The organism is Paenibacillus tepidiphilus, from assembly GCF_008635795.1.
In the GTDB taxonomy this organism is placed as follows: Bacteria; Bacillota; Bacilli; order Paenibacillales; family Paenibacillaceae; genus Paenibacillus_AQ; species Paenibacillus_AQ tepidiphilus.
Genome location: NZ_VWRQ01000006.1, coordinates 211196 through 223472, shown reverse-complemented (window position 1 = coordinate 223472; position 12277 = coordinate 211196). Strand labels below are relative to the sequence as shown.

The 12277-nt window shown below is 61.6% G+C and carries 8 protein-coding genes and 1 riboswitch; of the genes, 7 read left to right on the top strand and 1 reads right to left on the bottom strand.

Features of this window, described 5'->3' with window-relative positions; translation table 11 throughout:
* Nucleotides 1-5 precede the first annotated feature (5 nt).
* On the top strand, nucleotides 6-1109 hold the full coding sequence (gene thiH, locus F1379_RS10320) for a 2-iminoacetate synthase ThiH (protein WP_150269132.1): 1104 nt from the start codon (nucleotides 6-8) through the stop codon (nucleotides 1107-1109).
* Between the two features lie 72 nt (nucleotides 1110-1181).
* Here thiH and thiC read toward each other — a convergent pair whose 3' ends face one another.
* Nucleotides 1182-2951 (bottom strand): phosphomethylpyrimidine synthase ThiC, encoded by a 1770-nt coding sequence (gene thiC / locus F1379_RS10315; RefSeq protein WP_150269130.1) that lies wholly within the window; start codon nucleotides 2949-2951, stop codon nucleotides 1182-1184.
* A gap of 101 nt (nucleotides 2952-3052) precedes the next feature.
* A riboswitch (TPP riboswitch) is annotated at nucleotides 3053-3159 on the bottom strand.
* A 188-nt stretch (nucleotides 3160-3347) separates the two neighbouring features.
* Between thiC and F1379_RS10310 the strand changes: the two genes are divergently transcribed.
* The 6 genes from F1379_RS10310 (at nucleotide 3348) to F1379_RS10285 (ending at nucleotide 12054) form a co-directional block, all read left to right on the top strand.
* Complete coding sequence (locus F1379_RS10310) at nucleotides 3348-3824, top strand: HutP family protein (RefSeq protein WP_275262310.1); 477 nt, start codon at nucleotides 3348-3350, stop codon at nucleotides 3822-3824.
* A gap of 658 nt (nucleotides 3825-4482) precedes the next feature.
* Nucleotides 4483-5988, top strand: coding sequence for a histidine ammonia-lyase (gene hutH / locus F1379_RS10305; protein WP_150269128.1), 1506 nt, complete (start codon nucleotides 4483-4485; stop codon nucleotides 5986-5988).
* Between the two features lie 38 nt (nucleotides 5989-6026).
* Entirely contained in the window at nucleotides 6027-7685 is a 1659-nt protein-coding gene (hutU, locus tag F1379_RS10300; protein ID WP_239004619.1) for a urocanate hydratase, read from the top strand.
* 19 nt (nucleotides 7686-7704) lie between these two features.
* The gene (gene hutI / locus F1379_RS10295) at nucleotides 7705-9009 is read left to right on the top strand and encodes an imidazolonepropionase (RefSeq protein WP_150269124.1); all 1305 of its coding nucleotides are present in this window, start codon (nucleotides 7705-7707) and stop codon (nucleotides 9007-9009) included.
* Between the two features lie 196 nt (nucleotides 9010-9205).
* Complete coding sequence (locus tag F1379_RS10290; RefSeq protein ID WP_150269122.1) at nucleotides 9206-10483, top strand: allantoate amidohydrolase; 1278 nt, start codon at nucleotides 9206-9208, stop codon at nucleotides 10481-10483.
* 248 nt (nucleotides 10484-10731) lie between these two features.
* Complete coding sequence (locus tag F1379_RS10285) at nucleotides 10732-12054, top strand: amidohydrolase family protein (RefSeq protein ID WP_150269120.1); 1323 nt, start codon at nucleotides 10732-10734, stop codon at nucleotides 12052-12054.
* Nucleotides 12055-12277: the final 223 nt, after the last annotated feature.

Here is a 12277-nt window from a genome sequence, read left to right as displayed (position 1 = left end):
ACGGCATGAGCTTTTATAACAGGTTAGCGGGGCTGAAGGAGCGATCCATTCACAGCAAGCAGCAGGAGTATACGGATTCGCATATTCTGCGGATTCTGGGCAAACCGAGGCTGGGTGAGGAAGACCTGCTGGCCCTCTTGTCCCCGGCTGCCGGAAGACATCTGGAGGCCATGGCGCAGAAGGCGCAGCAAGTGACCCGCAGCCAGTTCGGTCACGCCGTGCAGCTGTTTACTCCGATGTATGTGTCGGATTTCTGTGTGAATCACTGCGAATATTGCAGCTTCAGCTCCATCTACGATTTTCCGCGCAGGAAGCTGGATATGCGGGAGGTCGAATTGGAGGCGGCCGCAATCGCTTCAACCGGCATGCGCCATGTCCTGCTGCTGACAGGAGAATCGCGCCAGGCGTCTCCGGTCAGCTATTTGAAGGCGTGCACGGAGGTGCTACGCGGGCATTTCGCTTCAGTCGGCATTGAAGTGAATCCGTTGTCCGTATCCGAATATATGGAGCTGGCGCAGGCCGGTGTGGACAGCCTCACTCTGTTTCAGGAGGTCTACGACCAGGAAACGTACCGCAGGCTGCACATAAAAGGACCCAAGCGCAATTACCGCAGCCGTCTGGATGCTCCGGAACGGGGCTGCGCGGCAGGCTTCCGCTCGGTTAACATCGGCGCCCTGCTCGGCCTCTATGACTGGAGGGAAGAGGCTTTCATGGCGGCAATGCACGCCGACTATCTGCAGAATAAGTACCCGGGCTGCGAGATCAGCCTGTCCATTCCGCGGTTCCGTCCGTTTCTGGGGGACTATAGCCCGGAATCGGAGGTGACGGACAGCGCGCTGGTGCAGACGGTTCTGGCCTATCGTCTCTTCCTGCCCCGGGCGGGCATTACCCTGTCCAGCAGAGAGCCCGCTTCGCTAAGGGACAGGCTGGTGCATCTGGGCATCACCAAGATGTCCGCCGGCGTGTCGACGGCGGTGGGCGGGCACACGGCTGCAGACGGGACGCCGCAGTTCGAGATATCGGACGGGCGAAGTGTCGAAGAGATCAGGGAGATGCTGTACCGAAACGGGCTGCAGCCCGTGTTCAAGGACTGGGATATACTGGTGTAACGATTGCTGTGCCACAAAAGAGCCTCCCGTATGGAAGGCTCTTTTGTGGCACAGCTTTGTATAGAAGCCGCTTTAGCTGTAAAGCGAATAGCCACCCTTCTGAAAGGCCTGGGCTTTCTCCTTCATCCCGGCAGCGATAGCGGCTTCTTCCTCGGCCTGATCCTGCTGCCGGGCCATAGCGCGGATATCCTGTGAGATACGCATGCTGCAGAATTTCGGGCCGCACATGGAGCAGAAGTGGGCAGTCTTGGCCGCTTCTGCTGGCAGGGTTTCGTCGTGGAATGCTCTGGCCCGCTCCGGGTCGAGCGACAGATTGAATTGATCCTGCCAGCGGAATTCAAAACGGGCTTTGGACAGCGCGTCGTCGCGTGCCTGGGCGCCGGGATGGCCCTTGGCCAGATCGGCGGCGTGGGCGGCTATTTTGTAGGTGATGACCCCCTCGCGCACATCCTCCTTGCCGGGTAAGCCCAGATGCTCCTTCGGAGTCACATAGCACAGCATGGCGGTGCCGAACCAGCCGATCATGGCTGCGCCGATAGCCGAGGTAATATGGTCGTAGCCCGGGGCAATATCGGTGGTGAGCGGACCCAGCGTGTAGAAGGGGGCTTCCTTGCACCACTCCAGCTGCTTGTCCATATTCTCCTTGATCAGATGCATGGGAATATGCCCCGGTCCTTCCACCATGACCTGGACATCATGCTTCCAGGCGATTTCGGTCAGCTCCCCGAGGGTCCTTAGCTCTGCGAACTGGGCTTCGTCGTTGGCGTCGGCGATGGAGCCGGGCCGCAGACCGTCGCCGAGCGAAATGGCGATATCATACGTCTTCATAATCTCGCAGATGTCCTCAAAATGCGTATAGAGAAAGTTCTCGGCATGATGGGCCAGGCACCAGGAGGCCATAATTGCTCCTCCCCTCGATACAATCCCGGTCAAACGCTGCGCAGTCAGCGGAATGTATGCCAGCCTTACGCCAGCGTGGATTGTAAAATAGTCCACCCCTTGCTCCGCCTGCTCAATCAAGGTATCCCGGTAAATCTCCCAGCTCAGATTCTCGGCCCGGCCATTTACCTTCTCCAAAGCCTGATAGATCGGCACGGTTCCCACGGGAACGGGGGAGTTGCGAAGAATCCATTCACGGGTGGCGTGAATATTCCGTCCTGTCGACAGGTCCATAAGGGTGTCCGCGCCCCAGCGAGTCGCCCAGCGCATTTTCTCCACCTCTTCCTCTATGGAAGAAAAGATAGCCGAATTCCCGATGTTGGCATTGATTTTGACCAAGAATTGGCGGCCGATAATCATGGGCTCACTCTCCGGATGATTGATGTTGGCCGGTATGATTGCCCTCCCCAGAGCGACCTCGTTTCTTACAAATTCGGCAGTGACATTCTCGCGGATCGCGATATATTCCATCTCGGGTGTAATGATTCCCTTGCGGGCATAATGCAGTTGGCTTACGTTCCGGCCTGCTTTGGCCCGCAGCGGAAGACGGCGTTCCCCGGAAAATACTGGCGCATCCGCATCCGAACTATCATTTTCCGAATCGCCGTTGTCTTCGGCGTCTGCGGCTCTTGCACAGGTCTCGGTGTCCGCCCGCTCGCAGATCCAGGGCAAGCGCTGGGGAGACAGGCCAAGGCGGATATCCGGGAGCTGACCGCTGTCGGTATAGACCCCGCTTGTATCATACACCCGCAGGGATTCCTGCCGTTCTCCGCCGTCTGTCCCGCTGAAGCGGATTTCCCGCATGGGGACCCGGATATCCGGACGCTGGCCTTGAACATACACCTTGCGGCTCCCCGGAAAAGCGGAAACATTGACCTTGCCAGCCTGTAATTCATCTGTCATCTCAATTCCTCCAATCAGTGGATTCATAAACAAGATTGCGCTAAAAAAGCCGCCCCAAATGGAGCGGCTTCATCCATGATTGGCAGGAGCCATACACAAACAGAAGTTCCTCTCCACTTTCCTACGCTGGTATAACCCAGATCAGGTTCAAGGGTCCGGAAATGCAATTTTCCCGTCTCAGCCCATTCAGGCTCCCCTAGTGGTTATCTTATTTAATTATTCTATAATTTACTTTGATAAGGATATTCTGTCAATGGGAAAAAGTATTCTGCCGGCGGGCGGCTGAAAGGTGCAGGTCTGCGGTATTATTGCCGGCGGGCAGTCATAAATTGTTATCAAAAAGGATGGATTATGAGGCAGTCCTGCTTGCGACTCCAGTGAAGGAAGGTACAGCCGGTGAACGCTTCGGGCGGAACGGAATATGCTAATGAAACGCGGTATCCGCTCGGAAAGCTGGCCGCTCTGCTGGCCTTGATGCAGCAGCATAGCGAGGAAGCGGTTATCCGCGCGGAAATGGACCGCCGAAATTACCGGTATATCACCGGAAGAGTGGGCTCCATGGAGCTGGTTAAGGTGATTGCGGCAATTGAGACGGCGGCCAAGGCGGGCGGCGTCATCAACCCGGACGATTACCGGGAAGTCCATGCACTGTATCATGCCACACTCGAAGCGGTGCAGGGTGTCGGGCGGGGTACGCTGCAGTTCGGCGAGATCCTGCGCACGGTGGGGCTCACCTTCTGCGTCGCCAGAGGGGCGGTAAACGTGGCCGGCTATCTAAGCGATTGGATGGCAGTGTGTATTTACGGGACCATTGGAGCGCCCAAAAAAGGCTTCGAGCACGAGGCAATCGGCTTCGGCTATAACCATGTGTAAATGCAGTGGAGGATGAACAGGATACCCGGACCCGTATAGCCCATAGTTATTAGTCGATCAGGGGGCTGCGACCGGAAACAGGCGGATGCTTGTTTCGGCGCGGCTCCTTTTTGTGTTGAACCGGGAGGGGCACGCGAAGAGCCTTACGGTGGCCGGAGGATGCTTTTGATGGGTGAAGGACTAGTACCTTGACCGCATCAAATTGTAGCTATACACCATCTATTTGCGAGTAAGGCTTGATACGCCCGCACCTACATCCCTATCCCGTTAACAGGCCGACAAACAGCACAGTCAGGCTAATTAATCCTATTGTAGTCGAAAAATCGACCACAATGGGCTGCAGTGAAGGTAGACAGGACAAACGTAGTTGAAAAATCGACCATAATTCACAAACCAAGCTAACCTAACGAAAAGGAGGACAGTATCTTAAAGTTTTCATAATCGCCACTTGCATAGAACGGCTCCAGCAAGAAGTGACTGCGCGGGAAGTGAAACGAAACCAGGCTCAGAAATCGGTGCAATGGCACTTTATATCCGAGCAAGCTAGGGGAGAATTAAAGACTTATACCCTGAAATTTGAATTGGTCAAGGACTAGAAGAGCGTGAAGCGCGTGAAGAAGATGAAGAACGTGAGAAGAATCAGGGAGGGGTTGCTTCTATGCTTCAACTGGATGGAAATTCGCTGACGCCCGAGCAGATCGCGCGGGTGATTGGCGGCAGTGAACGGGTGGAGCTGGCTCCCGAGGTCTGGACGCGCGCCGCCGCCTCGCGGAACGTGGTCGATGCCATCGTAGCCCAGGAACAGCCGGTGTACGGGATAACTACCGGGTTCGGCAAATTCAGCGACACATTTATCCCCTCCGGGGAGGTGGAGGAGCTGCAGCTGCACCTGATCCGCAGCCATGCCTGCGGCGTAGGCGAGCCGCTTGCCGAGCCGGTCGCCCGCACGATGCTGCTGCTGCGGGCCAATGCACTCGCCAAGGGCTTCTCCGGGGTGACCCCGGAGCTGCTGCAGCTGCTTGTTGATATGCTGAATGCGGGCGTTACCCCGGTCATTCCTTCCCAGGGCTCGCTTGGGGCAAGCGGCGATTTGGCTCCGTTGTCCCATCTCGCGCTGTTTCTGATCGGCGAGGGCGAAGCATCGTATAAAGGGAGGGTATTGCCGGGGCTGCGCGCGCTGCGCCGGGCCGGGCTTAAGCCCGTCACGCTGCGGGCCAAGGAGGGGCTGGCCCTGATCAACGGCACGCAGGCGATGACAGCCATCGGAGTGCAGGCTTATCTGGAGGCGTCGCGGCTGGCACAGCTCGCGGACGGCGTCGCCGCGCTGACGTTTGAAGCGCTGCGCGGCGTAGCCGCTGCCTTCCGGCCGGAAACGCATGCTGTCCGGCCTTATCCCGAGCAGCGGCTGGTCGCGGCCGGGCTGCTGGAGCTGCTGGCCGGCAGCCGCCTGGTGACCGCGCCGGGCGAGCTGCGCATCCAGGACGCGTACTCGCTGCGCTGCATCCCGCAGGTGCACGGCGCGGTGCGGCAGGTGCTCGGCTACGTGCGCGAGAAGCTGCTGATCGAGATGAATGCCGCCACCGACAATCCGCTGGTGTTCGCGGATTCCGGCAGCATCCTCTCGGGAGGGAATTTCCATGGCGAGCCCATCGCTTTCGCCATGGATTTCCTCGGCATCGCTGCCGCCGAGCTGGCCGGCATCTCGGAGCGGCGGATCGAGCGGCTCGTTAACCCGCAGCTGAACGATCTGCCGCCATTCCTCAGTCCCCGGCCCGGACTGGAATCGGGGATGATGATTCCGCAGTATGTGGCCGCTTCGCTGGTGTCGGAGAACAAGACGCTGGCTCATCCGGCGAGCGTCGACTCCATTCCTTCCTCCGGGAATCAGGAGGATCATGTCAGCATGGGTACCACTGCCGCCCGCCATGCGGCAGCGATTGTCGGCAACGCCTGCAAGGTGCTGGCGATTGAAGCGATCTGTGCGGCGCAGGCGGCGGAATACAGGGGGACAGAGCTGCTCGCTCCGCGTACACACCGTCTGTACACGGCCATACGTTCACTGGTCCCGCCGCTGGACCGGGACCGTTCTTTAAGCGGGGACATCGGACGGCTGGCGGAGGCGTTCCGGAAGGGTCCGTCCGGTTTGTTTATGGAGGAAGTATAGCTTTATGAATGAAACGTAGCCAGAAGGAGGAGGTAGCCTTGACGGACAGACATACGGACATCCGCGCTCCGCGGGGAACACAGCTGCACACCAAGGGCTGGGTCCAGGAGGCGGCGCTGCGGATGCTGATGAACAATCTTGATCCCGGGGTGGCGGAGCATCCCGGACAACTGATCGTCTACGGCGGCACCGGCAAAGCGGCCCGCAACTGGGACGCTTACGATCATATTGTTGCCGCGCTGAAGGAACTGGAAGAGGATGAGACGCTGCTGATCCAGTCCGGCAAGGCGGTCGCCGTCTTCCGTACGACACCGGACGCGCCGCGTGTGCTGCTGGCCAACTCCAATCTGGTACCGGCCTGGGCGAATTGGGACACCTTCCGTGAGCTTGACCGCAAGGGGCTCATGATGTACGGCCAGATGACAGCCGGGAGCTGGATTTACATCGGCAGCCAGGGCATTGTGCAGGGCACGTACGAGACCTTCGCCGAAATCGCCCGCCGTCATTTCGGCGGCTCGCTGCGGGGCACGTTTACGGTGACCGCCGGGCTGGGCGGCATGGGCGGCGCACAGCCGCTGGCTGTAACAATGGCGGGCGGAGCCGTCATCGCCATCGATGTGGACCGCTCGCGCATTGAGAAGCGGCTCGCGACCGGGTACTGCGACCGGCTGGCCGAAAGCCTGCCGGAGGCGCTGGCCTTGGCCGGTGCGGCGAAGGCAGAGGGCCGGGCGCTCTCGGTCGGGCTGGCGGGCAATGCGGCGGAGCTGCTGCCCGAACTGGTCCGGCTCGGCGTGCTGCCGGACATCGTGACCGACCAGACCTCGGCGCATGATCCGCTGCACGGCTATCTGCCGGCGGGACTGACGCTGGAGGAAGGGGCTGCGCTGCGGGCGGGCCGGCCGGAGGAATATATCCGGCAGGCCCGCCGCTCCATCGCGGCGCATGTGGAAGCGATGCTGGAGCTGCGCCGCCGCGGGGCGGTCGTCTTCGACTACGGCAACAATATCCGCCAGGCAGCCTATGACGAAGGGGTGAAGGCGGCCTTTGACTTCCCCGGATTCGTACCGGCGTATATCCGGCCGCAGTTCTGCGAAGGCCGGGGGCCGTTCCGCTGGGTGGCGCTCTCCGGCGATCCGCAGGATATCTACAAGACGGATGAGGTTATTCTGCGCGAATTCGCAGACAATGAGCGGCTCTGCAACTGGATTCGGCTGGCCCGGGCCAAAATTGCTTTCCAGGGCCTCCCCGCAAGGATATGCTGGCTCGGCTACGGCGAGCGGGCCAGATTCGGTGCGATCATCAATGAGATGGTCGCTTCGGGCGAGCTGAGTGCGCCCGTCGTCATCGGGCGCGACCATCTCGATGCGGGCTCGGTCGCTTCGCCCAACCGCGAGACGGAGGCCATGCAGGACGGGAGCGACGCCGTTGCGGATTGGCCGATTCTGAATGCGCTGCTGAACACGGCCGCCGGAGCGAGCTGGGTGTCGCTCCACCATGGCGGCGGCGTAGGCATGGGTTATTCGCTGCACGCGGGAATGGTCGTGGTTGCCGACGGAACCCCTGCTGCGGCCAAGCGGCTTGCCCGGGTGCTGACGACCGATCCCGGCATGGGCGTGGTCCGGCATGCGGACGCCGGTTATGAAGCGGCGGTGCGCACGGCGAAGGAAAAGGGAATCCGTATTCCCGGACTGTTCTGAAACAGGGAGGCTTGAGACCATGGGAAAGCTGCTCTACGTAAAAGCGGCCGGGGAACTGGTCACATTGGAGGGAGAGGAGCGGCTGCGCACCGGAGATAACGGGCCGCGCACCGGTGAGGCGATGTCGCAGCTCGGGATTATCAGGGGCGGCAGTATAATCGCCCGCGACGGGGAGATTGTCTTCGCCGGAGCCGATGAGGAGGCCCTTGAGTTCCTTGGCGGCTGCAGCGGGGAGACGGAGACGGTGGATGCGCGCGGGATGGTGGTGACACCCGGTCTGGTGGACCCGCATACGCATCTGGTCTATGCCGGAAGCCGGGAAGAAGAGCTGGAGCAGCGGCTGCAGGGGGATACGTATCTCCAGATTCTGCAGCGGGGCGGCGGTATCCTGAGCACGGCCCGCCGCACAGCGGAGGCTGCGGAGGATGAGCTGTTCGCTGAGGCTTACGCCCGGCTGAACCAGTTCCTGCTGCACGGCGTTACTACGCTGGAGGCCAAGAGCGGATACGGCCTCACGCCGGAGGCAGAGCTGAAGCAGCTGCGGGTAGCGCGGCGGCTGGATGAACGCCATGCCATCGATGTTGTCTCCACCTTCATGGGGGCGCATGCTGTTCCGCCAAGCTTTCATGGCAATACGGACGGCTATGTCCGGCAGGTTGTTGAAGAGATGCTGCCCGCCGTAGCCGCCGCCGGACTGGCGGAATATTGCGATGTGTTCTGCGAACGCGGCGTCTTCGACCTGGCGCAGAGTGAGCGCATTCTGCGGGCTGCGGCAGCGCTCGGCTTCCGGCTGAAGGTGCATGCCGATGAAATCGCCGCCGGCTTCGGCGGCGCCGGGCTGGCGGCGCGGGTCGGCGCCGTATCGGCAGAGCATCTGCTGAAGACGTCGCCGGAGGACCGGGCCCGGCTTGCGCAGAGCGGGACGGTTGCCGTGCTGCTGCCGGGCACCGCGCTGTTCCTGATGGAGCAGGCCGCCGATGCCCGGGCGATGATTGCCGAAGGCGTGGCCGTGGCGCTGTCCACCGACTGCAATCCGGGCTCCTCGCCAACGGTCTCCATGCCGTTCATTATGAACGCCGCCTGCCTGACCATGCGGATGACACCGGCTGAGGCGCTGACGGCAAGCACGTTCAATGCTGCCTGCGCTATCGGCAGGGAGAAGCAGATCGGCAGCCTGCGTCCGGGAAAGCAGGCTGACCTGACCCTGTTCGCGGCGGATAATTACCGCAAGCTGCAGTACCACTACGGGATGAACCTCGTCCATACCGTCATCAAAAAGGGCAGGGTCGTGGTAAGCGGAGGGGTGCTGGTCCAGGGGGAGTGAGAACGCTCCGGTTCTGGAAAGATGTTGCATGGCCCTGGAGTATTTGACGATAGGCTAGGGCGACAGTGGGCAAAGCAGCAGGCGATGGCATAGCAGCGTTCCGCTAGGAAGCAGACCCGGTGGGAAGTGGATAGCAGTGCTTCTCCGGCGGGCTTCTCGAGCGCGGCAGGAACCTATATGAAATGGAGGGTTCAGAATGAAGGATTACCGCATCAAGCCGGAGCGGCTGCTGCTGGAGCTGGAGGAGCTGGGCAAGATCGGCCGCGGACCCGGCGGAGGGCTGGACCGGACGGCCTTTACGCCCGCCGAGCTTGCGGCCCGGGAATGGCTAAAGGAACGCCTGCGGGCCATTGGCCTGGATATCAGAGTGGATGCAGCGGCAAATATTTGGGGCACCCTGGCCGGCACGGAGCCGGAGCTGCCGGCCATCGCCATGGGCTCCCATCTCGACACGGTGCCGAGTGGCGGCAGGTACGACGGTGCCCTCGGCGTGCTGACCGCACTGGAAGTGGTGCGGACGCTTGCTGAGCAGGGTGTGCCGGTGCGCCATCCGCTGCAGGTTGTTTCCTTCAGCGCCGAGGAGCCGAACCCGTTCGGGCTGTCCACCTTCGGCAGCCGGGCTGCGGCCGGGAAGCTGAAGCCGGAGGATCTCGCCGGCGCAAGCGACGGAAACGGGCTGACGCTAGGCGAAGCCCTGCGGCGCTCCGGCGGTGACCTTGCGCGGCTTACAGAAGCGGTTCTCGCCCCGGGGACCCTTTCCGCTTACCTGGAGGTTCATATCGAGCAGGGGCTGCGCCTCTTGAGGCGGGATATCCCGGTGGGCATTGTTACGGCTGTGACGGGGATCTACCGTGAGGAGGTTGCCGTATACGGCGAAGCCAATCATGCCGGAACAACGCTGATGGAGGACCGCCGGGATGCACTGGCTGCCGCTGCGGAACTGATGCTGGCCCTGGAGACCGCCTGCCGCAGCCATCCGGCGGCAGAGACGGTGGGAACGGTCGGTATGATCGCGAACAGCCCGAATGCAGCCAATATCGTCCCGGGCAGGGTTGTTTTTCATCTGGAGATCCGAGGCAAGACGCGGGCGGAGATTCAGGAGGTGCTGGACGACTGGAAGAACCAGGCTTCCCATATTGTGCAGCGCAGACATTGCAAGCTGGGACGCAGGCTGCTGCTGGACCAGCACCCGGTCCCGCTGGACCGCGAGCTGACCGGCTGCCTGCTGGATGCGGCTGATGGGCTGGGCATCCGATCCTTCCTGCTCGGCAGTATGGCCGGACATGATGCGGCCCATATGGCTGCGGTAACCCGCTCGGGCATGCTGTTCGTGCCGAGTCTCGGCGGCAAAAGCCACTGTCCGGAGGAGCAAAGCCGGGACGGGGATATCGTCCAGGCTGCAAATGTGCTGCTGCGCGGAGTGCTGGCGCTGGACCGTGAGCTGGACCGGCAGGCGGGAACGGGCACCGGATAGCCCTCCTAAGGCCCGCCGCTTACAGCAAGCGGCGGCGTCATGGTTCTGCTTGCCGTGAGCGGGGACTGGAAGCGCCCGCCCTGCAGCTAGCAGGTTGCGGCCCAGCCTGCCGCACAGAAGACAGGCTGGGCCGCTGCTTCCTGGCAGTGTGCGGGGGCCGGGTTTTCTCCGCATTGCGAAACGGTGCATTGTATATCGCTTGACCCCTATAGGCTCTGGCGGAAGGGGGCATTGAGAGGAGGACGACAATGGAGCAAATCTATACGGCGGACCTGCTGTACACCGGGGGCCGCTTCCTGCCGGGCGGCGCAGTGCTCGTGCGGGGAGACAGGATCGTCAGGACCGGACTGGGCGCTGAGCTGCTGCGGGAATCCCCGGGAGCGGAAATCGTGGACTGGTCCGGCAAAGCCATCGTGCCCGGCACGGTGAACGCCCACAACCATTCTTTTCAAAGCCTGCTGCGGGGCATCGCCGTTGACCGGCCGTTTCTGGAATGGCGCAGCGAGGCGCTGTACCGCTATACCGCGCGGATGGATGCCGAAGCCGTCTATACCGGTGCGCTGCTGGCTTTTGGCGAAATGCTTAAATACGGCGTAACGACGGTCTGCGATTTCTTCTATATCCATAACGGAAGCACGGAGAACGATGAAGCAGTTATCCGCGCCGCCGGTGAGGTCGGCATCCGTCTGGTGTTCGCCAGCACGATGTATGACTGGGCCGGTGCTCCGGCGGCTTACCGCGAGAGCGTGCCGGAGGCGGTGGACCGGACCCGGAGACTCGCGGTCAAATATCAGGGCCACCCGCTGGTCAGCGTGCATCCGGCCCCGCACAGCCCGCATGCCGCCTCGCCGGCCATGATTCAGGCGGGCCACCGGCTGGCGCAGGAGCTGGATACCCCTTTCCATATCCACGTCGCGGAGGAGCCGTTTGAGGTGGAGGAGACGCTGCGGGATTACGGTCTGCGTCCGGTGCATTACCTGGATTCACTCGGGGTGCTGGATGAACGGGTGATCGCGATCCATCTGGTCTGGCTGGACGACTCCGAAATTGCGCTGCTGGGCCAGCGGGGCTGTAAGCTGGCTTATTGCCCCTCCAGTAATATGATGCTGGCCGACGGCATCACGCGTATCCCCGACCTGCTGCAGGCGGGCGTGCAGATTGCGCTCGGGACAGACGGAGCCTGCAGCAATAACCGGATCAGCGTGTATGAGGAGATGCGGATGTGCTCGCTGCTGCAGAAGGTAGCCCGTCTGGACGGCACCTGCATTACGGCGCCGCAGGTCTACGAGATGGGCACCCGGCGGGGCGGGGAGCTGCTGCGGCTGCCGGCCGGCATGCTGGAGGCCGGGGCCTATGCCGATTTCGCAGCGCTGGACCTCGGCGATCTGTCGCTCGCGCCGAAGAGCGAGCTGCTTGCCAATATGGTCTATGCGATGCAGCCGGGAGCGATCGCGGATGTGATAGTCGGCGGCAGGTCCGCTGTGAAGGACGGGCGCCTGGTACGGGTGGCGGAGAGGACCATTTCAAGCAAGGTGGACGCTCTCTTTGCGAAGTGGACCGGGAAGGGCTGAGGCGATTGTGACTTAAACCGGGCGCTTGATTGTATGATGTTCAACAGACTTCGGGCGAATAGTGAATTTACGTCTTGTTCATGGAATTCTGCTGCGCGAGATGCAGCAGATCACCTGTGCCACTTTGGTTTCGGTTCATCCGTTGTATGAAATACAATAGATGCTTAGGGAAGGGCTGCGGTCCACCGCCCGCTGGAGCAGCCCGCACGGCGGGCTATGGCCC